We start from the raw sequence: 21,259 nt of genomic DNA, 5'->3' as shown, positions 1-21,259 counted from the left end.
ACCTCATCACCTCGGACGGTCCAGTGGCTGCATCAGCATGTCGGCGAGCCGGTCGCGCGTGACCCGTTCGGCACGGGGGGTGTGCTGGGTGAGGAAGAGGGCGTTGAGGAGCTGGTCGGCCGCGATGACCTCGCCGGGCTCCCGGTCGAGGAACCGCTGGATGAGCTCGTCGCCCTCGCTGACCGCCTCCTCGCCGAGGTGGGCCCTGACCATGGCGGTCAGCTGTTCCTCACCGGGCGGTTCGAGGTCGAGCTGGATGCAGCGGCGCAACAGGGCGGCGGGGAAGTCGCGTTCGCCGTTGGACGTCAGCACGATCAGCGGGAAGGTGGTGCAGCGCACCCGGCCGCCGCTGATCACGGCCCGCCCGCCGTCGTCGGTGAGCACCTCCACCTCGGGCTCGCGGTCGGCGATGCGCTCCAGCTCCGGCAGCGTGAACTCGCCTTCCTCCAGGGCGTTGAGGAGGTCGTTGGGCAGGTCGAGGTCGCCCTTGTCGAGCTCGTCGACGAGCAGCACCCGCGGCCGGTCGGCGGGCAGCAGCGCGGTGCCCAGCGGCCCGAGGCGCACGTACGACCCGATGGAGGGGCGCTCGCCGTGCTCCGTGCCCCCGGCGCGCTCCAGCTGGACGTCCTGGAGGCGGGCGATCGCGTCGTAGCGGTAGAGGCCGTCGCGGAGGGCGGAACGGCTCACGATGGGCCAGCGGAGCACCCGGCCGAGGCCGAGTTCGTGGGCGACGGCGTGGGCGAGGGTGGACTTGCCGGTGCCGGGGTTGCCGGTGACCAGGAGCGGGCGGCGGAGGTAGAGGGCCGCGTTGACGGCCTCGACCTCGTCGGGGCGCGGGTGGTGGTTCTCCACCAGGCGGCGCAGCACGCCGAGCCTGCGGGCGGCGCTCGGGTCGGTGTCCGCGCCGGTGTCGGGGCCGGAGGCGGCGAAGTCCCGCCAGGGCGGGGGCGGCGGGAGGTGCCGTATCCCGTCGTGCGGCAGGCCCGCTCCCCGGTAGATGCGCCAGTCGTTCACGCCGGTCTCCTCACAGCTGGTGTCGTCACCCCGGGGTCTGCTGTGCCGGGTGCCCCGTCGGTCCCGGGTCCCCGCTCGAAGGTACCGGCACGGCCATGGGCCGCCGGGTCCCGGCACAGTCTCCTGTCACGTGCTTGACGGCCCGTCATCACGGCGGTCCTGGGCGGAGACCGGGCGCGTACAGCGGGAGATCGGGCAGGGGCGGGCGGTCCGGCGAGTCGAAGAGCAGGGCAATCGACCGCGCCCAGAGGACCTCGGGGTCGGGGTAGTCGGGGTCGGCGCTGCGGATGCGGAGGCTGCGGATGCGCCGGTGGAGCCCGGCCGCGGTCTTCGCCTCGCACACGAGTGCCGACACGTGGCGGTGAAATTCGGCGCAATCCGTATGCCCGGTGGCGCATCTGCGCCAGATCACGACGGCGTGCCCGGCGGCCAGCGCGGCGTCCATCGCGACGGCGCCGGCGCCCGCCGCGACCGGTCCGCAGTAGACGGGCACGGCGGCGTCCTCGGCGCCGGACAGCCGGTCGTAGGCGACGTGGCCGCTCTCCCGGCCCGGCCCGTCGTGGCCCCGCCGCAGCGTGTCGCCGCGCAGCGGCACGGCGGCCAGCGGGCCGCGCGCCGTACCGCCCCAGCGGCGCCGCCACTCCGGGCTCGCGGGGTGGTCGCGCCGCCGCCGGTCGCGCAGCACGACGACCCGGCGCTGGCCGAGGGGCAGGGTGTCCGGGTCCATGAAGGAGGGGGCCGAGGTGTCGCCCACGGTGGGCAGGGAGAGCTGCCAGGCGTCCACCGGTTCGTCGAAGAGCTCACGCGGCAGGGCGACTTCCACGGCGGCGAGGTGCTCGCCCACGTCGCCCTGGCGCAGAGCCTCGGCGATCGTCTCGCGCAGCGCCTCCTCCAACTGCGCCCGGGGGACGCCCACTTTGTCGTCGCGCAGCATGACGAACGGGGCATCCTCATGGAGCAGTTGGACGCGCCAGCGGTACTTGTCGTCGTAGAGGAGGGGGTCTATCTCCACGAGCACGTCGGCACGGGCCCGGGCGTCCGGTACGCCCGGCTCGACCTTCCGGCGCTCGGGCTTGCGCAGCTCGACGGTGCCGGGCACCGGCTCCTCGCGCGGCTCCTCCCGGCCGGTGGCGCCGCCGTGCAGGATCTGGTCGATCTCATCCCTGATGACGGGCTCGATCGGCTCCTCGCGCCCGGTCAGCCAGCCGCTCAGCTCGCGCAGCGGCGCCTCGTCCGCGGGGTTCCCGGCGCGGCTGACGGCGGCGGCGACGCGTGCCGCGTACAGCAGCACGGCCTCCAGCTCCAGGTCCCGCCGGGGCTCGCGCGCCTCCTCGTCCCTGAGGTCGTAGAGCAGGCCCACGCCCTCCCGCCAGGTGCGCGGGTCGTGCTCGGTGCCCGGCTGGTACGGCCCCTGGAGCATCCGGCGCTTGACCTCCTCGACCAGCGACATGACCTCGCCGGGCGTGCCGGGCGGCGACAGCTCGGCCAGCCGCGCGAAGAGGTGCGTGCGCAGGACGGGCGTGAAGCCGCCCGCACCGGCGGCCCGCAGCGCGTGCTGGAAGCCGGTCCAGCTGCCGCCCGTGCCGACGGTGCGGTAGCGCCGCAGGTGGTGCCGGTCGTGGGCGCGGACGAGCGCGTGCAGCCGGTCCCGGCCGGGCCGTTCGTTGGCCATCCGGCGCAGCGCGGTGACGGGGACGGCGAGCCCGGCGGTGTCCTGGCCGCGCCCTTTGCACACCCCGACGACCGCGCCGCGCGCGACATCCACGACGGGCCCGCCGGAGCACCCGGCGACGGGTATCTCACCGCGCAGCAGCATGGCGCTGCCCTCGGGGCCGTCGGTGCCGCTGGCCGTGCCGGTGCCCGAGCGCAGGGCGAGCTCGCCGGTCTCCGTCGACCAGCCGTGCAGGCTGATCCTGGCCGGCACGACGGCCGAACGGTCGCTGAGCCACAGGCACTCGGCCTCCTCGGCGCCGGCCACCTCGACCAGGGCCAGGTCGGGCAGCTTCCAGGCGCGGGGCGGGCGGTCGGGGTCGTCGGGCGGCGGCAGCACCGCGGCGACGCGGCCCTCGGTGGTGTGCTCGCGCCAGTCGGTGACGGCGATGGCCGTATCTCCGCCGAGCACGTCACCACCCCCCATCCCCACCACGTGGGCGCAGGTCAGCACCAACCCGGGGGCGATGAAGAAGCCGCTGCCCCAGAATCCGGCACCGCTCGGGTGATACCCGCTGTCCGGCGCGGAAATGCGCACGACGGACCGGCGTACGGTCCCGTCCAGGGCGCTCAAGGAGCGCTGGGGGTAGCGGGCGGCTCCGCGGTCGCGGGCCGTGGCTCCCCGCGCTCCGACCAGGTGAGCGAGACGTTGATCGACGCCTTGCCCTCCCCGTCGGCGAGGAGACTGATCACGTGGCCCGCCTTGGCGGACAGCTCGATGCCGAACTCGACCGTGACCTCCTGCGGCGCGACGGCGGCGAGCGCCGGGCGCAGGGAGCCGACGACGCCCCGCACGACATCGGTCAGTCCGCCCGCGAGGCCCGCGACGCGCCGGACGGCGTCCCCGGTGCCGGAGTCCACGTACCCTCCGGAGCCCTCCCCGGGCCGCTCCAGTTCGTGTGCCTCGCTGATCCGCGCCCAGACGACCGTGCCGTCGTCCAGGCGGACCTGAGTGATCCCGTCGGCCACGCCGCCACCCCCGATCCCCGCGTCGTGTTGCAGCAGGCTAGTCCTCGGGCGGGACGGGCGCGAGAGGCCGTGGCCAACGCCCCGCCTATCCTGGACAGGAATGCAGTTATGCCCCTGGCAGGCGCCGGGCACTCCTGCTGCCGACCCCGACTATCCCTGACGGAGAGCACGTTGTACTTCACCGACCGAGGCATCGAGGAGCTGGAGAACCGGCGCGGCGAGGAGGAGGTCTCCCTCGGCTGGGTCGCCGAGCGGCTGCGCGAGTTCGTCGACCTCAACCCGGACTTCGAGGTCCCGGTGGAGCGCCTGGCGACGTGGCTGGCCCGGCTGGACGACGAGGACGACGACGACCTGTAGGAACCGCGCGACGCCCTGACCGGACGGGCTGGACACGCGGGCCGCGGTCCGCGTCTCTCAGGACTGCGGTCCGGAGATTCCAGCCCGTCGGGGCACCTCTGGGGGAGTTCGAGGACGCGGCCGAAAAGCGCTCGCCGTCTGGGGCCCGGACGGAGGCAGCGACCCGCGCCCGAGACCCCGGGGCCGCCCCGGCCCCCGGTCAGAGATCCCGCTCGCGCCACCAGTCGTAGGCGAGCGTGAGCGCCCCGTCCAGGGCGAGCACCCCGCCCGCCGCCGCCCAGCCGCGCCGTCCGGAGCGACGGCCCCAGCAGGCCAGCGACAGCCCGGCCACCAGCTCCGTGGCGCCCAGCGCCCGCGCCCGGGGCCCGCGCGTCCACGTCCCGAGGACGCCGCGCTCCGCCGCGTCGAGACCCGCCCGTACGGCCTCGCGCCAGCCGGGCCAGTCCACCGCCTCCGCGACGGGCAGCGCGGCCGCCCGCAGGCGGGCGGCGCCCACCCCCGGGGCCAGGCCGGACGGCAGCGTGAGGCCCGTGCGGGAGAGCACCGCGATCACGCCGAGCACCCGCGCGGCGGCGTCCGCGTCGGAGTCGGGCCGGGTGAGCCCGTCGAGCGCGGCACCGTCGAGCACCGGGTCGAGGCCGACCCGGGCGCGCAGGGAGCTCATGGCGCTCTCCTCGCCGATCGGGGTGCCGTCGGCGGCCCAGGTGTAGCCGACCGTACGGCGGAAGCCCGCCGCCACCACGAAGCCGGCGCCGCTCGCGTCCCACCACAGCCCGACGACGGGCCAGGTCTCGGCCACGGCCAGCGCGTGCGCCCAGCCCGCCGCCGCGGCGGCCGGGTCGGCGTCCTCGGTGCGCCAGGAGTCCTCGCCGGGGATCAGCGCGCTCCACCCCTCGCCCGCGGGGACGAGGAGCAGGGGTTCGTTCAGGAGCTGCGCGGAGGGGCGGACGCGGTCGGGCTCGGCCCGGCAGAGCAGCAGGACCCCGGCCGCGCGGCTGTGATCAGTTGCGGACATGCGACAACGCTATGCCAAGCCGCGCCTTCGCGACGCCCTCGGCACTTGACTTGGCCAGAGCGCGATATATCGTGTTTGAAGAGAGACGCGATAGGTTGCGTTCGGCCGGGCCCTGGTGCCCGCCTCGCGCCATGTCGCGACCCGCATATCCAGGACCGCCGTATCCAGCCCGCCAAGGAGGCCCGGCATGCCGGCCCAGTCGAAGTGGTCACTGTCCACACCACAGAAAGTCACCTTCGAGGAGCCGGTCACGGCCCTCGACGTCCGCGTCGTCGGCGGCACGGTCAACGTCGTGGGCGACGCCACCGGGCCCGCCCGGCTGGAGCTCTCCGAGATCGACGGCCCGCCGCTGACCGTCACCCTCGACGGGGGCACGCTCACCGTGGCCTACGACGACCTCCCCTGGAAGGGCCTCACCAACTGGTTCTCCCGCAAGAGCTGGGCGCGGACCGTCACCGTCACCCTCACCGTGCCGACCGGCACCGACGTCGAGGCCGGCATCGTCGGGGCGAGCGCCGTCGTCTCCAACGTCTCCGGGCGCACGGCCGTCCGCGGCGTCAGCGGCGACGTCACCCTCGTGGGCCTGACCGGCCCGGTCAGGGCCGAGACCGTCTCCGGGCGGCTGGAGGCCCAAGGGCTGGGCGGCGACCTGCACTTCACGTCCGTCTCCGGCGACCTCACCCTCGTCGAGAGCTCGGGCGGCACGGTCAAGGCCGACTCCGTCAGCGGCGACATCGTCGTCGACCTCGCCCCCGCGGCCCCCGGGCCGGACCTCACGCTCGGCACCGTCTCCGGCGAGATAGCCATCCGCCTCCCGGACACCGCGGACACCGAGGTGGACGCCAACACCACCAGCGGGCCGCTCTCCTGCGGCTTCGAGGAACTGCACGTCGACAGCCAGTTCGGCGCCAAGAAGATCACCGGCCGGCTCGGCGCGGGCCATGGCAGGCTCAAGGTCCTCAGCGTCTCCGGCGCCGTCGCCCTGCTGCGCCGTCCGGACACCGCCGAATGGGCCGCCGGCACCACCCAGGGAAAGGTCCTCTGATGCCCCCCGTCTTCGCCCACGGCCGGCTGCGGCTCTATCTGCTCAAGCTGCTCGACGAGTCGCCCCGCCACGGCTACGAGATCATCCGGCTGCTGGAGGAGCGCTTCCAGGGGCTCTACGCACCCTCCGCCGGCACCGTCTACCCCCGCCTCGCCAAGCTGGAGGCCGAGGGCCTGGTCACCCACTCCACCGAGGGCGGCCGCAAGGTCTACTCCCTCACCCCCGCCGGCCGGGACGAACTCGCCGACCGCCAGGGCGAGCTGGCCGAGCTGGAGCTCGACATCCGCGAGTCCGTCTCCACGCTCGCCGCCGACATCCGCGAGGACGTCCGCGGCGCCGCGGGCGACCTCCGGCGCGAGATCCGCGAGGCGGCCCGCCTGAACCGCGCCCCGAACGGCACCTTCGGCGAGAGCGAGGCGTGGCGGCAGGCCAAGGAGGAGTTCCGGCACGCGAAGGAGGAGTGGAAGGAGCAGGCCCGCCGGGCGAAGGAGGAGAGCCGCCGCGCCCGCCAGGACGCGCAGCAGGCCCGCCGCCAGGCGAAGCAGGCCCAGGACCACACGCGCGAGGAGGTCCGCCGCATCTCCCAGCGCGTGCAGGAGGAGATGCAGGAGCACGTCCGCCACGGCGACTGGCCCAAGGGCATCGTCGAGGGCATCACCGCCCTCACCCAGGAACTGGGCGGCCTGGCCGGGGGCCGCACCACGCCCCCCGCCCCCGCTCCGGGTTGGGCGTCCGCCCCCGACTCGCTCTCCAAGGACCCGGCGCGCGACCTGGACCGCCTCCTCGACCGCTTCCGGGACGACATCCGCGACGCGGCACGGGATCATGGGGTGACGGTGGATCAGTTGGCAGCTGTACGTCGCGCTTTGGCGGAGGCGGCCGGCCGGATCGCGTCGACGCTTGCGCCGCCGCGGGATTGACCGGTCCTCAAGCGCCGGACGGGCTGATTTCAGCCCGTCCGGCGTTTGAGGACAACGCGGCGAAGCCGTGTTGCGGGGTCTGGGGCACAGCCCCAGTTTCGGGAAGGGGCGGGTAGGGGAAAACCCCGCCGTCAAACGGCCCGCACCGTCACCACCACCGCACCCCCACCCGCACCCCCCGCCCGCACAAAAACCCGCGCCCCCAAACGGCGTACGGACATGGCCCCCACCACGGACACCCGCGAAGCGCCCGGCACGGACACCACCGAAACCCCCGCCCCCACCGCCTCGTACACCAGCCGGTACACACCCGCCCCGTAGGACACCCCCAACACCCGCCCCGCCACGACCTCCGCGAACGGCCGCACCAGGCGCCCCTTGTTCGTGCGGAAGCGTCCCGCCTCGTCGACGGCGCAGTACCCGCCCCCGTAACACCACGTGTAGGCCGCCCAGCCGGACGCGTAGCGCGAGAGGGACACCAGCGCGTCCTCGTAGAAACGCGGCATGTTGGGGAGCGAGGAGTCGGGCGGCCCCCACTCGCCGATCACGACGGGGACGCGCTGCTCGCGGGGGTAGCGGGTGACAGCGGACTCGTACGCCTCGATCCAGTGGGCGGCCGGGTCGTAGTCCCGGCCGGCCTCCATCGCGGTGTTGTAGAAGTGCGGGGCGTAGACGACCTTCGGGTCGTGGACGCGGCCGAGGCCGGTGGGGACGGCCTCGCCGACCACGGGGGTCGGTTCCACGAAGAGGTGGTGGCGCCGGTCGGCGCGGCGGACCGCCGCCGCGAGCCGGTTGTACATCGGGGTCAGCTGGTCCCGTTCGATGCGGCGGGCCGCGGCCGGCGGGTCCTCACCGGAACGCAGCTTGCCCATCGGTTCGTTGATCAGGTCGTAGCCGAACACAGCGGAGTGGCGCCCGAGCCGGCCGGCGAGCATCCGCCACATCCGGGCCTGGGCGAGGCGCAGGTCGGCGTCCTCGTAGAGGTGCTCGAAGGCGGCCTGCACGGCGGGTTCGTAGTATTCGCCGAACCAGTCGCCGGGGTGCGGGACATAGCGCAGGCCGTCGGTGCGCGTGGCCCACTCGGGGATGCCCCGGTGGCCGCCGAAGGCGGGCCCGAAGACGTCCTGGTGGGCGTCGATCACGACCCGGACGCGATAGCGGTGCGCCCAGTCCAGGACGCGTTCGATCCGGCGGAGGTAGCGCTCGCTGTAGTGCCCGGGCCGTGGCTCCAGGTCGTCCCAGAAGACCAGCAGCCGCGCCATGCCGAACCCGGCGGCGGCCATGTCGCGGAAGTGCCGTTCGGTGATGCCGGTCAGGGCGTCGGCGCCGCGGTGGGTCTTGTCCTCGACGTTCCAGCCGCGCAGTTCGAGGACCCGCCCGCGCTCGTCGGTCAGCCGCGGGACGGCGTCCGCCGCCGCCGTACGGGCCAGGGCGCCGCCGTCCGGGGCGAGGAGGCCCAGCACCGAGGCGAGCACGGTCACCGCCGCTCGCAGCCTGCGCACGGGCCTCCCCCATGGGCTAGACGGTCAGGACCACCTTGCCGAACAGGTCTCCGCCGGCCATCTTCTCGATGCCCTCCGGCACACGGTCAAGGGGCAGGACGGAGTCGATCACCGGCCGTACGCCCGTCGCCGCGCAGAAGCTCAGCAGGCCGGCCAGCTCCTCCTTGCTGCCCATGGTGGAGCCGACGACCTTCAGCTCCTGGAAGAAGATGCGGTTGAGCTCGGCCGACGCGGGGCTCTGACCGCTGGTGGCACCGGAGATGACGAGCGTCCCGCCGGGCTTGAGCGACTTGACGGAGTGCGACCAGGTGGCGGCGCCCACCGTCTCGATGACGGCGTCGACGCGGTGCGGCAGCCGGGCCCCCGGCTCGAACGCGCCCTCCGCGCCCAGCTCCACGACCCGCCGCCGCTTGACCTCGTCACGGCTGGTGGCGAACACCCGCAGCCCGGCCGCGGCCCCGAGCACGATCGCCGCGGTGGCCACGCCGCCGCCCGCGCCCTGGACGAGGACGCTGTCGCCGGGGCGTACGTCCGCGTTGGTGAACAGCATGCGGTACGCGGTCAGCCACGCGGTCGGCAGGCAGGCGGCCTCCTCGAAGGAGAGCTCCTTCGGCTTCGGAAGGACGTTCCACGCGGGGACGGCCACGCGCTCGGCGAACGTGCCCTGATAGCGCTCGGTGAGGATCGAACGCGGCTCGCGCGGGCCCACGCCGTGCCCGGTCTGGCCGATGACGGAGTGCACGACGACCTCGTTGCCGTCCCCGTCCACCCCCGCGGCGTCGCAGCCGAGGATCATCGGCAGCGCTTCCTCACCGAGCCCGACGCCACGCAGCGACCACAGGTCGTGGTGGTTGAGCGAGGCGGCCTTGACGTTGACCACGGTCCACCCCGGGGGCGCCGCGGGCTCGGGACGATCGCCCAACTCCAGGCCGTTGAGGGGGTTGTCGCGGTCGGTGTGGGTGGCGTAGGCGGCGAACATGATCCGAACCTAGCGGCGCGCTGCGCTCGGCGGAACCGTACGCGGCTGTGACGCGCGCCGCGATTGCCGCCTGCGGCGGGCTTGTTCCCCAGCCCCGCCCCTTCCCGAGACTGGGGCGCTGCCCCAGACCCCGACGTGCGGGTCCGTTGCCGCCTGCGGCGGGAGCGGCCTGCGGCCGCGTCCTCAAACGCCGGACGGGCTGGATTGTGCGAACCATGACCAGCACATTCAGCCCGTCCGGCGTTTGAGGACAACGCGCGAAGCGTGTTGCGGGGGTCCGGGGTCTCCCCGGTTTCGGGAAGGGGCGGGGCTGGGGAAAGGCCCGCCGCAGGCGCAGACAACCCGCACCCGACAGCGAGCCCCACCACAAGCGCTCACCCCAAAAGGATCAGCGCCCCGCAACCCCCTCCGCCCGAGCCGCCGCAGCCACAGCCGCGGTCACAGCGGGAGCGACCCGCTCGTCGAACGGCGACGGAATGACGCACTCCGCACTGAGCTCGTCCGCCACCACCGCGGCCAGCGCCTCGGCCGCGGCGAGCTTCATGCCCTCGGTGATGCGGGAGGCCCGCACCTGGAGGGCACCGGCGAAGATGCCGGGGAAGGCGAGGACGTTGTTGATCTGGTTCGGATAGTCGCTGCGGCCCGTGGCGACGACGGCCGCGTACTTGTGGGCGACATCCGGGTGGATCTCCGGCGTCGGGTTGGCCATGGCGAAGATCAGCGCGTTCTCGGCCATGGTGGCGACGGCCGACTCCGGGACCGTGCCGCCGGAGACGCCGATGAAGACGTCCGCGCCCGCCAGCGCCGTCTCCAGCGGGCCGGAGAGCCCGGCCTTGTTGGTGAAGCCGGCGAGTTCGCGCTTGACCGGGTTGAGGTCCTCGCGGTCCGTGGACACGATGCCCTTGCGGTCGCACACGGCGACGTCGCCGATGCCCGCCTCCACGAGGATCTTGGCGATGGCCACACCGGCCGCGCCGGCGCCCGAGATGACGGCGCGCAGGCGGCCGAGCGGGCGGTCGGTGAGCGTGGCCGCGTTGCGCAGCGCGGCGAGGGTGACGACGGCGGTGCCGTGCTGGTCGTCGTGGAAGACCGGGATGTCCAGCCGCTCCTGGAGCTTGCGCTCGATCTCGAAGCAGCGCGGCGCGGAGATGTCCTCCAGGTTGACGCCGCCGAAGGAGGGCGCGAGCCGGGCGACGGTCTCGACGATCTCGTCGACCTCCCGGCAGTCGAGCGCGATCGGCACCGCGTCGACCCCGCCGAACTGCTTGAAGAGGATCGCCTTGCCCTCCATCACGGGCAACGACGCCTCCGGCCCGATGTCACCGAGCCCGAGCACCGCGCTGCCGTCCGTGACGACCGCGACGACCTGGGACTTCCAGGTGTAGTCGTGGACGAGCTCCGGCTGTTCGGCGATGGCGCTGCAGACCTTGGCCACGCCCGGTGTGTAGGCGAGGGACAGGTCGTCCCGGTCGCGCACGGGCACGGTCGCCTGGATGGCCATCTTGCCACCACGGTGCAGCGCGAAGGCCGGATCGAAGAGCTCGTCCCGAGCTTCGTCCGCACCGTGGGCGCCGCGAGGATTCACAATCTCCGCTGCCACTTTTATTGACCCCTTTGTCGAATAAGTGTCGAGGGTAGCCGCCCGAGGTAGCGGACCGCCGGGCGCGCCGCACATGCGCCCTGGAGCCCCGGGTCCGGGGGTATAGCTGGTCTTTCTACCGGATGAGCGCCGCGGTCGCCGAGTGAGTTCCGGGACTCCGTCGGGTCGCGGCACCGCCACAAGCACGTCGAAAGCGTGTCGACTGGTGCCGGAAGTCCATGGAGTGAGACAAGAGGTGCGTGATATGGGTCTCACACCGGAGCGGAGCGCCGAAGTCCGGTAGTACGAACCGAGCCGGTACCGCACGGGGATCGCCCGTTATCCGATTTTGACATAGCAGGCCCCCCGAACGGTGCAGTCCAGATGGCAAGATGCCCAAATCACACGAGGTCGCGAACACCCGATGGTGTGTGCTTGCGCCCCCGTATGCCTCCCCGTGTGAAACCCGTGTGACCAGCAGTGTGACCAGTCGGCTATCCCCTTCACCCGCAGGAGGAACCAGCAATGACCGCAAGCACCACCCCTCGCCCGGCCGCCGCCAGGAGTCGTTTGGCCGCCGCCGGCGCGATCGCGGTCGTCGGCGCCCTGCTGCTGACCGGCTGCGGCGACCAGCGGAACAAGCACGGCGGGTCCGGGCAGGGCGCCGAGGGCTCCACGGCCCCGCTCTTCGCCCAACTCCCGGAGGAGATCAAGGCGTCGAAGGTCATCAAGGTCGGGTCCGACATCGCCTATCCGCCCGTGGAGTTCAAGAAGGACGGCAAGACCGTCGGGATCGACCCCGATATCGCCGACGCCCTGGGCAAGGAACTCGGCGTGAAGTTCGAGTTCGACAACGGCACCTTCGACGCCCTGCTGACCGGTCTGCGCTCCAAGCGTTACAACATTGCGATGTCCGCGATGACGGACTCCAAGGACCGGCAGAACGGTGTCGACCCGAAGACGGGCAAGAAGGTGACGGAAGGCGTCGACTTCGTCGACTACTTCACCGCCGGTGTCTCCATCTACACCAAGAAGGGCGACACCAAGGGGATCACGACCTGGGACGACCTCTGCGGCAAGAAGATCGCCGTGCAGCGCGGCACCGTCTCCCACGACCTGGCGAAGTCCGAGTCCGACAAGTGCGACAAGGCGGGCAAGGGCGGCATCAGCATCGAGGCGTTCGACACCGACGTGGAGGCGCAGACCCGGCTGAAGGCCGGTGGCGTCGACGCGGTGTCCAGCGACTTCCCGGTCGCCGCCTACGCGGTGAAGACCGCGGGCGGCGGCAACGACTTCGAGACGGTCGGCGACCAGGTGCAGGCGGCGCCCTACGGCATCGCCGTACCCAAGGAGGCCACCCAGCTGCGGGACGCCCTCAAGGCCGCCCTTGACGCGATCGTCAAGAACGGTACGTACGCGAAGGTCCTCAAGACCTGGGGCGTCGAGGCCGGCGCGGTCAAGGAAGCCAAGATCAACGGCGCTTCCTGACCCGGCTGTCCCGTCCCGCCCGGGCCGCCACCGCCGCGCCGCCGCCCCTCCCCGGGCGAACGGCTCCCCCCGGCTCCCCCGGCCGCGCCCGCCGTACCCGCGCGCACGGCGGACGGCCCGCCCGGCGCCCCCTTTCTTCCCCCGATACGGACCGCTGAAAGGCCATACCGTGACTGCTGCACCCGAAAAGACGGGGCCCGCCGACGCCCCGCCCCCCGGCCGCGAGCCGGAGACCATCAAGGCCATTCCGGTGCGGCACTACGGGCGGTGGATCTCCGCCGTCGTGGTGCTCGTGCTGCTCGGCCTGCTGGTCAACGCCTTCGCCGGCGCGAAGGTGAACTACCACGCCATTCCGGACTACTTGTTCGACTCCTCGGTCCTCACCGGCCTCGGCAAGACCGTCCTGATCTCGGTGCTCGCCATGCTGCTGGGCCTGGTGCTCGGCATCGTGCTGGCGGTGATGCGGCTGTCGAAGAACCCGGTGACCTCGTCGGTCTCCTGGGCCTACATCTGGTTCTTCCGCGGCACCCCGGTCTACGTCCAGCTGCTGCTCTGGTTCAACCTCGCGCTGATCTTCCCGGAGATCAACCTCGGCTTCATCTACCGCGACTACACGAGCTCCTTCATGACGCCCTTCATGGCCGCGCTGCTCGGCCTGGGGCTCAACGAGGCCGCGTACATGTCGGAGATCGTCCGGGCCGGCATCCAGTCCGTCGACGAGGGCCAGACCGAGGCGTCGCACGCGCTCGGCATGAGCCAGGGCAAGACGCTGCGCCGGGTCGTGCTGCCGCAGGCGATGCGCGTCATCGTGCCGCCGACCGGCAACGAGTTCATCAACATGCTCAAGACCTCGTCGCTGGCGGCGAGCGCGGCCCAGTACCTGGAACTGCTGCGCTCCACCTCCGACATCGGGCAGACCACGGGCGCCACGGTGGAGATGCTCTTCCTCGCCGCGACCTGGTACCTGATCCTGACCAGCGTGTTCAGCGTCGGCCAGTTCTATCTGGAGCGGTACTACGCGCGCGGCTCGCTGCGCAGCCTGCCGCTCACCCCCTGGCAGAAGGTCAGGGCCAACCTGGCGTCGATCGGCCAGCGCTCCAAGGAAGGCGTCCGCGCATGAACGCGATGGTGAAGGCCGAGGGCGTGCACAAGTCCTTCGGCGCAGCGCACATCCTCAAGGGGATCGACCTGGAGGTCGCCCAGGGTGAGGTGTTCTGCCTGATCGGCCCGTCCGGCTCGGGCAAGTCCACCTTCCTGCGGTGCATCAACCACCTGGAGAAGATCAACGCCGGGCGGCTGTACGTCGACGGCGAGCTGGTCGGCTACCGGCAGAAGGGCGACAAGCTCTACGAGCTCAAGGACAGCGAGGTGGCCCGCAACCGCCGGGACATCGGCATGGTCTTCCAGCGCTTCAACCTCTTCCCGCACATGACGGCGCTGGCCAATGTGATGGAGGCGCCGATCCAGGTGAAGGGCGAGTCCAAGGCGGCGGCCAAGGAGCGGGCCGTGAAGCTGCTGGACCGGGTGGGCCTGGCCGACAAGGCCGGCAACTACCCCTCGCAGCTCTCCGGCGGCCAGCAGCAGCGCGTGGCGATCGCCCGCGCGCTGGCCATGGAGCCGAAGCTGATGCTCTTCGACGAGCCGACCTCGGCCCTCGACCCGGAGCTGGTGGGTGACGTCCTGGACGTCATGCGCGGGCTCGCCGAGGACGGCATGACGATGATCGTCGTCACCCACGAGATGGGCTTCGCCCGGGAGGTCGGCGACGCGCTGGTCTTCATGGACGACGGCGTGGTGGTGGAATCCGGCCACCCGCGCGACGTGCTCACCAACCCCCAGCACGACCGCACGAAGTCGTTCCTGTCAAAGGTGCTGTAGGGGCTCGGGGGAACCCGGAGGCGGTGGTGCGGGCGGCCCGTCACCACCGCCTCGGCTTTTGCCCCGGCCTTTGTAATACCCTCGATAGAGCGACGGCTATTACGTTTGCCGGGCGCCCGGAAAAAGCCCGCCGGACGGCCGCCCGCACAAGCCATAAGGACCAAAAGTGGAACTGGCCTATTACTCGGACTATGCCGTGCGGCTGGTCAACACCGAGGAGCCCGCGCGCGGCGCCGACACCCTCACCTCGGTCGAGGCGGTGCGCGAACTCTTCGGCGCCGGGGCCCAGGCCGCCCGCCGCGCGTCCGACAGCGACGTCACCCGGCTGCGGTCCGTACGGGCCCGGCTGCGCGCGGTCTTCGAGGCCGCCGACGCGGGCGAGGAGGTACGGGCCGTGGACCTGCTCAACGCCCTGCTGATGGAGTTCCCCGTCAGCCCGCAGATCTCCGGCCACGAGTACCGCGACGAGGACGGCCGCCCCAAGTGGCACATGCACATCGCCGACCACGCGGCCAACGCCAGCGCCTCGTACACCGCGACCGCCTGCATGGGCCTGGCCGTCCACCTCACCGAGCTGGGCGTCGACCGGCTGGGCATCTGCCAGGCCGCCCCCTGCCGCAACGCCTACCTCGACACCTCGACCAACCGCTCGCGCCGCTACTGCTCCGACCGCTGCGCGACCCGCGCCAACGTCGCCGCCTACCGCGCCCGCAAGCGCCTGGAGAGCCGGGAGGCCGAGGCCGCGGCGGGCACCGCCCGCACCGGCCGCAGCGCGGACGCCAGCCACGACAGCAGCGCGCCCACCGAGCGCTGACCCGCCCCCGGCGGCCGCCGCAGCCGCACCCAGGCGCGGGCCACCACGAACTCCTCGGGCACCGTGCCGAACTCGCGGCTGTCGTTCTCCACCAGCGGGTTGTCCCCCATCACCCACCAGCCGCCCCCGCGCCGCTCGACGGCCCGCTTGACGATCAGCAGGTCCTGCCGGAACGGGTGCCGCAGCACCACCACGTCCCCCGGCCGGACGGCGGCCCCGTACTGCACGACGAGCTGGTCCCCGGGGTTCAGCGTCGGCACCATCGACGGGTTGTAGACCTCGGCCAGCCCGATCCGCAGCAGTCCGCGGCGCTCGCGGTCCTGCTCCTGCCCGCGCTCGTCCACTTGCTCCTGCACCTCGGCACCTCCCGGTCCGTTTTTCCTCCACCTGTCGCGGCGGCAGTTCCAGACTGACACCGGACTTTTGTCCTAAGCCCCCCGGGGCACCCGAGAAAAGCCTTCCCACACCGAGTAATCTCGCACCTGAGAAGACGATCACGAGGAAGGACCGTTTTATGCTCTCCCGCCTGTTCGCCCCCAAGGTGCAGGTCAGCGCGCACTGTGACCTGCCGTGCGGCGTTTATGACCCCGCCCAGGCCCGCATCGAGGCCGAGTCGGTCAAGGCAGTCCAGGAGAAGTACCAGGCCAACGAGGACGCGGACTTCCGCACCCGCGCCCTCATCATCAAGGAGCAGCGCGCCGAGCTGGCCAAGCACCACGTCTCGGTGCTGTGGAGCGACTACTTCAAGCCGCCGCACTTCGAGAAGTTCCCCCAGCTGCACCAGCTGGTCAACGACACCCTCAAGGCCCTGAGCGCGGCCAAGGCCTCCAACGACCCGAAGACGGGCGAGAAGGCGCTGGAGCTCATCGCCGAGATCGACCGCATCTTCTGGGAGACGAAGAAGGCCTGACCCGGGCCTTGGTCACTCGACCGGTGGCGGGGATGCCGTGAGGCGTCCCCGCCGCCGGTCGTTCATGTGGTCGGGTCTGTGACCTGCGCAAGAAAGTCGGAGTTCGCCTTCACATCGCGTCCGAGGGACAGGGAGTGTCGGGGCAGCTCACCGAGGAGTTCGAGCAGAGGCTCGGTTCCGGGGCGGTCGCCCGGGAGAAGGCCGAAGACGTCGGGGTAGCGGTCCTCCGTGCCCGCGGTGAAGAAGTCACTGGCTGCCACGCCACGGTCCTCGTCGAGAACGGCAGGCTCGGCACCCGGGGTGATTCGGGGGAAGAGGACGCGGCTGGCGTGTCCTTCGGTGGCCAGGGTCAGACCGAGCCAGGCATGGAGCTGGTCGGGGAAGAACTGGGGCTTGAGCTCCTTCCCCGATTCCTTCCACAGGGGTGTACGGCTGCCGGAGTGGAGGGCGTCGGTGACCTTCCGGTGCTGGGTGGGGTGGAGTTGCTCGCCGCGCTGGACACGTTCGCGGACCTGGTCGTACCAGCCGAGGGCAGCCAGCAGGCCGAGGCCGACGGCTGCGGCCGAGGGCCAGGGCAACACCCGCAGCCGATCGTCCTCGCGGCGGATGAAGACGCGGTCGTTGGCCAGCAACTGCCAGCCGGCACGGGCCAGGAGAAGGGCTGTGGTGGTCTTCCCGGCCCCCTTGCCGCCGAGCGTGAGGACGGTCCGCCCGTCACGGACGACGGCGGAGGCGTGGAGGATGGACCAGCCGTCGGCCAACAGCTGCCCGCGGATGACCTCGCGGGCGAGGCGGGCGGCGGCCAGGGCGACGGGAATGTCCTCGCAGCCGTAGATGTGGAGGTCACCGCCGGGCTCTGCCCGGTAGGCGGTCTTCTCCTCGGACTGGGAGGCGAGCACGGTGCCGTCGTCGTCCCGGTCGAAGAGCATCGGGACGCCCGCGTAGTCGGTCTCCTCGTGCGGGCGGTCGGCCACACACTGAGCGATCCCTGTCACCTTTTCGGGGTTCACGTCAGCGGTCACCAGCGGCCCGGAGCCCGAGGTGGCGCTGCCGGCATTCCACCAGGGGCCGAAGTAGCGAAGAGCCCAGTCGGTCACCACCTTGCTGTTGCTGGTGACGGTCACGGCCTGGGTCGCCGTGGCGATACGGGTAGCGGTCCGGGGCACTGCGGTCTCCTCCTTCTGCGAGGTTTGAGCATGGGCATACAGGTGGGCCAGGGGCGCGTACGCGTCGCGGAGTTCGGCGTTCGCGGCGACCAGCTGCCGCGTCTCGGCGGCATCGAGTCGGGGGAGGCACACGGTTGGGGTTCCGGCGATGAAGCGCAACGGAATTCCCATCCACCGGCCCTCATGGTTGACGGACAGTTCCACCACCGCGTCTGCCAGGCCCAGGCCGGCCCGGAGGGCGGCGATCACGGCCCCGGCCGGACCGCAACGGGAGCGGCCCAGGCCCGCGTTGATCCGGGCAGGCCGGGCGGACAGCTCTTCTCGGACTCGCCGGACCGGCACGGGAACGGGGAGGCCTCCCACCCGGGTGGCCGACGCGCACACCAGCGCCCGGTCGCCGTGCTCGCCGATCACGTGGCCGTCCACGGCCTCGACGGGCACGTCCAGGAGGTACGCAAGGGCAAGTCGGTAACGGGCGGTGTCGGTGTTCGACCCGACCCCGTGGACGCGGGGGCAGCCGGAGACCTCGGCGAACAGGCGGGTCATCACGTCGACCGGATTCGTCACCACGATCACCAGCCCCTGGTAATGGGCCAGTTTCCGGGCGAGGTCCGCGATGACAGAGGCGTTCGCGCCCAGCCCGGCCATACGGACATTCGTCCGGGCCGTGTTGGTGAAGTCGGCCCTGGGGCAGAGCACGACCGCCTCGCAGGAGGCGAGCCGACCGGGGTCGAGGGCGTGAACCGCCCGGACGGGGGAGCCGATGACCTGGCACATGTCCTCCAGATCGGTCACGAGGGCCTGGGCCGAGAGACCCGTGCGGGAGACGATGCGGACGGACTCGCACCAGGCACCGGCCGCCAGCAGCATGGCCACGCTCTGACCGACGGCTCCGGCCCCGATCACCCCGATCGCACCGACCGGCAGCGCGGTCACGACTCCGCCGCCTTCACCACGTCGTCCAGGGCGCGCCGCCACACCTTCGGCGGGTCCGTACCGGCGGTCAGGCTCACGGTGCTCCGATCGAGCAGGGTGCACACAGTGCGGGCCCGCTGGGTGATCTTGCCGGCGTGTTCGGGCAGGGGCAGGTCGGCCGGGCAGGTCAGGTAGGTGCTGAGGATGTTCGTTGCGTCCATCAGCCACAGCACCACGAGCTGCTTGAGCCACACGGATCGCTGCTCGTCGTCCAGGTCGGCCGTCATCGCGTCGGCGAACTCCCCGATGCCTTCAGCCAGGACACGGGCTGCTGCCGGGTCCGGCGGGGAGGCGATCAGGTTCAGCACGGTGCGGGAGATCAGCTTCGCCGCGTCCGCCTGGGCCCGGCCGCGGGACAGGCCGGGATCGAGGAAGACCGGGCGCCCGCCAGGGCCTTCGGGGAAGATCACGTGGTCGGGCTTGAGATCGCCGTAGACCACCGGCCGCCACCCAACCGCCGGAGTGAGCCGCAGCCGCCGCAACCGGCCGACGACCCCGGCCAGCACCTCACCTTCCGGCCCGGCCTTGCGCAAGCAGGTCGGGCCGCTGATCCCGTTGAACTTCCGGTGGAACGTCGAGCCGATGCCCCGCTCCACGATCGCCACTTCAGCAACCGCACGGGCCACGGTGGGCCGTCGGAGCCCCGCCAGCTCGACGAGGACGCGGGTCATCAACTCACCCGCACGGTGCGGTTCCTTGGCAAGGAGATCGGCGAGCGTCGGCCCCGCGACCGGTTCGGTGAACAGCACCCCACGGGTGTGCCCGGCGACCGGGCAGGCCAGCACTCCGGCCTCCTCCCGCAGAATGGCCAGGCACCTGGCCTCCCGCTCCAGCACCGTCCCCGGCGAGCCCTGATAGGCCGCTTGCGCCGCCCGGACCGTAGCCCAGTCCCCGGCCGTACCCCGCAGCACCGACACCAGCGACAGCCCCAGCAGCGAGACCTTCGCGTACAGGGTGCGGTCATCCACCACCAGGCGGCGGACGTAGGTGGTCACGCTCGGCGTGTGGTGCCCGAGCCTGACACCGGCGCCCGGCCACAGCTCGGCCGCGGCCTGCTCGATCTGTTGGTCCGCGTAGGCGAAGACCTCATCCACGGCCGGTACGGCGTTCGACGCGCCCGCCATGTCAGTGTCCTTCCGAAGTGAAGGACACTTCGCTGTCGACCGTGCCAAGAGCCCAGATCCAGCCCAGCGTCACCCCCAGCCAGTCGGCGCGGGTCTTCCTTCCACTGGTCGTGCGGGCCGTGTGCGTCACCGTTGTCTCCTTCGGGGGTGGATGCAGCGAGCTGGCGGCGTGGCGAGGAGGCAGGACGCCGACGGCCCGCTGCGGCTTCGAAATCGCCCTGGGAGCCGGGCGGTGAGCTTCAGTGAACGGCCGTACGGAGAAGGCGAGGAGGGGCCAGGATGTAGGCCCGCGTAGGCCAGGGAGGCGACAGCAGCATGCCGACCAAGGAAGAACTCGCCGAACTCATCCGACACGCGTGCGAGAAACGCGGCTGGGGCCCGAGCAGGCTCGCCCGCGAGGTGAGCATCACCGCCGGGCGGCCACCCGATGCGATCGAGCGGCAGTACGCCCGCCGCTGGATGACGGGCGAGCGCGAGCCGAAGTACTGGCGCCCGTACGTCGTCAAGGCCCTCGACCTGAACCTGGCCGCCCAGGACGAGAGCGAATCCGCCGGGCCCAGGGCAGAGGTCACCGATACCGTGACCTCAGTACTCCAGTTGGGGAGGAGCGACGTGCACCGCCGGAACTTCCTCGCCGCCACGAGCGGTTACGCCCTGAGCGCCCTCGCGCTGCCCGACCTCGACAGCATCACCCGCCGCACCAGGACCGTCCCGGTCGGAGCCGTCCGCGTCGGCGCCGGCGAGGTCGCCGCCGTCAAGCAGATGGTCAAGGCCCTCGGCGACTCGGCCGCCGAGCTCGGCGGAGGCCACGCCCGCCACCTGGCCGTGCGCTACCTCACCGACGACGTCGCGCCTTGGCTGAACGGCCGGTACACCGAAGCCACCGGCCGCGAGCTGTTCGCCGCCACCTCCCAACTCGTCCACCTCGCCGGGTGGATGGCCCAGGACGAAGGCAAAGATGCCGAACACCAAGGCCGGGCACAGCAGTACTACGCACACGCCTACCGTCTCGCCGCCGAAGCCCGTGACCCCGAACTCTCGGCAACCGCCCTGCGCGGCCTGGCCGTCCAGGCCATCGACCTCGGCTTCCGCGCCGAGGCCGTCCAGCTCGGCGAAGCCTGCGTCCACTACGGCAAGGACCTCGACAACCCCCGGGCCGTCGCCTACTACGAGGCCACCCTCGCCAACGCCGCCGCCCAGGACGACGACCGCAGGACGGCCACCCGCCACCTCGCCTTCTCCGAGACCGCCATCAGCCGCTCCGCCGCCGCAGCGGGCGAATCGTGGGCCGCCCACTACTCGCCCGGCCGGTGGGCCCACGAATCCGGGATGATCCTCACCCGCCTCGGCGACCTCGACGCCGCCGAGGAACACCTTCGCCTGGCCCTGGAGATCCACGGCCTCGACCGCCGCCGCACACGCGCGATCGTCCTCGCCGACCTCGGCGGCGTACGGCTCCGCCAAGGCGACGTAGATGGCGCGCTGGCCACATGGAGGGAGTTCGTCGAGTGCGCCGACGGCATCCGCTCGGTGAAAGTCCACACTGCCGCCGTCGACATGCGCATCCGACTCAACCGCTTCAAGGGCATTGCCGAGGCGGACGAACTGCGGCAGAAGGCAGCCCTGCTGGTGTCCTGACCGGGACCATGGGGGCTTCCCCAAGTCTGAGCCTGCGCGTCGATCCCAGAGGCACTCGCCCAAACACACCCACTACCGGTAGTACTACAGCCGGTGGTTCACGTGACGTGACGGCGATCGGCTCGTTGGGCCGTTCGTGGGACTGATGCCGCCGGTGGGCGTGGTGCGGACGAGCG

20 protein-coding genes are annotated in these 21,259 nt (G+C 72.0%); 9 read left to right on the top strand and 11 right to left on the bottom strand.

What is annotated here, in order from left to right:
* Positions 1-6 precede the first annotated feature (6 nt).
* From AB0435_RS27475 to AB0435_RS27465, 3 genes are all read right to left on the bottom strand, one after another.
* Positions 7-1,014, bottom strand: coding sequence for a MoxR family ATPase (locus tag AB0435_RS27475; protein WP_366428184.1), 1,008 nt, complete (start codon positions 1,012-1,014; stop codon positions 7-9).
* Positions 1,015-1,162: 148 nt separating this feature from the next.
* Positions 1,163-3,262, bottom strand: coding sequence for a trypsin-like peptidase domain-containing protein (locus AB0435_RS27470; protein WP_366007921.1), 2,100 nt, complete (start codon positions 3,260-3,262; stop codon positions 1,163-1,165).
* A 32-nt stretch (positions 3,263-3,294) separates the two neighbouring features.
* Complete coding sequence (locus tag AB0435_RS27465; RefSeq protein ID WP_366007920.1) at positions 3,295-3,693, bottom strand: CU044_2847 family protein; 399 nt, start codon at positions 3,691-3,693, stop codon at positions 3,295-3,297.
* Between the two features lie 171 nt (positions 3,694-3,864).
* On the opposite strand from AB0435_RS27465, the gene AB0435_RS27460 reads away from it, so the two are divergent.
* Positions 3,865-4,050, top strand: a complete 186-nt coding sequence (locus AB0435_RS27460; RefSeq protein ID WP_301892376.1) for a DUF6104 family protein — start codon at positions 3,865-3,867, stop codon at positions 4,048-4,050.
* A gap of 199 nt (positions 4,051-4,249) precedes the next feature.
* Here AB0435_RS27460 and AB0435_RS27455 read toward each other — a convergent pair whose 3' ends face one another.
* Positions 4,250-5,065 (bottom strand): hypothetical protein, encoded by an 816-nt coding sequence (locus AB0435_RS27455; protein ID WP_366007919.1) that lies wholly within the window; start codon positions 5,063-5,065, stop codon positions 4,250-4,252.
* A gap of 187 nt (positions 5,066-5,252) precedes the next feature.
* Between AB0435_RS27455 and AB0435_RS27450 the strand changes: the two genes are divergently transcribed.
* Positions 5,253-6,110 (top strand): DUF4097 family beta strand repeat-containing protein, encoded by an 858-nt coding sequence (locus tag AB0435_RS27450; RefSeq protein ID WP_366428183.1) that lies wholly within the window; start codon positions 5,253-5,255, stop codon positions 6,108-6,110.
* Positions 6,110-7,030 (top strand): helix-turn-helix transcriptional regulator, encoded by a 921-nt coding sequence (locus AB0435_RS27445; RefSeq protein ID WP_366428182.1) that lies wholly within the window; start codon positions 6,110-6,112, stop codon positions 7,028-7,030. Before AB0435_RS27450 ends, AB0435_RS27445 begins: the two co-directional genes overlap by 1 nt.
* Before the next feature lie 131 nt (positions 7,031-7,161).
* Here AB0435_RS27445 and AB0435_RS27440 read toward each other — a convergent pair whose 3' ends face one another.
* The 3 genes from AB0435_RS27440 to AB0435_RS27430 all read right to left on the bottom strand — a co-directional run bounded on the left by AB0435_RS27440 (position 7,162) and on the right by AB0435_RS27430 (position 11,099).
* Entirely contained in the window at positions 7,162-8,490 is a 1,329-nt protein-coding gene (locus AB0435_RS27440) for a cellulase family glycosylhydrolase (RefSeq protein WP_366428191.1), read from the bottom strand.
* 58 nt (positions 8,491-8,548) lie between these two features.
* Complete coding sequence (locus AB0435_RS27435; protein WP_366428181.1) at positions 8,549-9,511, bottom strand: zinc-binding dehydrogenase; 963 nt, start codon at positions 9,509-9,511, stop codon at positions 8,549-8,551.
* A 388-nt stretch (positions 9,512-9,899) separates the two neighbouring features.
* Positions 9,900-11,099, bottom strand: a complete 1,200-nt coding sequence (locus AB0435_RS27430; RefSeq protein WP_366008299.1) for an NADP-dependent malic enzyme — start codon at positions 11,097-11,099, stop codon at positions 9,900-9,902.
* Positions 11,100-11,615: 516 nt separating this feature from the next.
* On the opposite strand from AB0435_RS27430, the gene AB0435_RS27425 reads away from it, so the two are divergent.
* The 4 genes from AB0435_RS27425 (at position 11,616) to AB0435_RS27410 (ending at position 15,270) form a co-directional block, all read left to right on the top strand.
* Positions 11,616-12,578 carry an ABC transporter substrate-binding protein gene (locus AB0435_RS27425; protein WP_366008297.1) on the top strand — a complete coding sequence of 321 codons (963 nt, stop codon included), beginning with the start codon at positions 11,616-11,618 and terminating at the stop codon, positions 12,576-12,578.
* A gap of 169 nt (positions 12,579-12,747) precedes the next feature.
* Positions 12,748-13,698 (top strand): amino acid ABC transporter permease, encoded by a 951-nt coding sequence (locus AB0435_RS27420; RefSeq protein WP_366008296.1) that lies wholly within the window; start codon positions 12,748-12,750, stop codon positions 13,696-13,698.
* A complete protein-coding gene (locus AB0435_RS27415) occupies positions 13,695-14,456 on the top strand; it encodes an amino acid ABC transporter ATP-binding protein (protein WP_366008295.1) in 762 nt (253 codons plus the stop codon). Before AB0435_RS27420 ends, AB0435_RS27415 begins: the two co-directional genes overlap by 4 nt.
* Positions 14,457-14,622: 166 nt before the next feature.
* A complete protein-coding gene (locus tag AB0435_RS27410; protein ID WP_366008294.1) occupies positions 14,623-15,270 on the top strand; it encodes a CGNR zinc finger domain-containing protein in 648 nt (215 codons plus the stop codon).
* Here the strand turns inward: AB0435_RS27410 and sodX are convergent.
* Positions 15,156-15,626: a nickel-type superoxide dismutase maturation protease gene (gene sodX, locus AB0435_RS27405; protein ID WP_366428180.1), complete on the bottom strand. Its 471-nt coding sequence runs from the start codon at positions 15,624-15,626 to the stop codon at positions 15,156-15,158. The genes AB0435_RS27410 and sodX overlap by 115 nt on opposite strands.
* A gap of 158 nt (positions 15,627-15,784) precedes the next feature.
* On the opposite strand from sodX, the gene sodN reads away from it, so the two are divergent.
* The gene (gene sodN, locus AB0435_RS27400; RefSeq protein ID WP_366008292.1) at positions 15,785-16,180 is read left to right on the top strand and encodes a superoxide dismutase, Ni; all 396 of its coding nucleotides are present in this window, start codon (positions 15,785-15,787) and stop codon (positions 16,178-16,180) included.
* A 62-nt stretch (positions 16,181-16,242) separates the two neighbouring features.
* Here sodN and AB0435_RS27395 read toward each other — a convergent pair whose 3' ends face one another.
* Genes AB0435_RS27395 through AB0435_RS27385 form a run of 3 tightly spaced genes read right to left on the bottom strand, consistent with a single transcriptional unit; the run spans position 16,243 to position 19,575 of the window.
* Positions 16,243-18,282, bottom strand: coding sequence for a hypothetical protein (locus AB0435_RS27395; protein WP_366428179.1), 2,040 nt, complete (start codon positions 18,280-18,282; stop codon positions 16,243-16,245).
* A complete protein-coding gene (locus AB0435_RS27390) occupies positions 18,279-19,445 on the bottom strand; it encodes a hypothetical protein (protein WP_366008550.1) in 1,167 nt (388 codons plus the stop codon). The genes AB0435_RS27395 and AB0435_RS27390 overlap by 4 nt, the downstream gene beginning before the upstream one ends.
* A gap of 1 nt (position 19,446) precedes the next feature.
* Positions 19,447-19,575 (bottom strand): hypothetical protein, encoded by a 129-nt coding sequence (locus AB0435_RS27385; protein ID WP_366008548.1) that lies wholly within the window; start codon positions 19,573-19,575, stop codon positions 19,447-19,449.
* Positions 19,576-19,760: 185 nt separating this feature from the next.
* Here AB0435_RS27385 and AB0435_RS27380 point away from each other — a divergent pair, with 185 nt between their 5' ends.
* Positions 19,761-21,083, top strand: coding sequence for a tetratricopeptide repeat protein (locus AB0435_RS27380; RefSeq protein ID WP_366008547.1), 1,323 nt, complete (start codon positions 19,761-19,763; stop codon positions 21,081-21,083).
* Positions 21,084-21,259: the final 176 nt, after the last annotated feature.

Origin of the sequence: Streptomyces sp. NPDC051173 (genome assembly GCF_040689515.1) — a bacterium.
Classification (GTDB): Bacteria; Actinomycetota; Actinomycetes; order Streptomycetales; family Streptomycetaceae; genus Streptomyces.
This window is presented reverse-complemented; position numbering and strand designations above follow the sequence as displayed.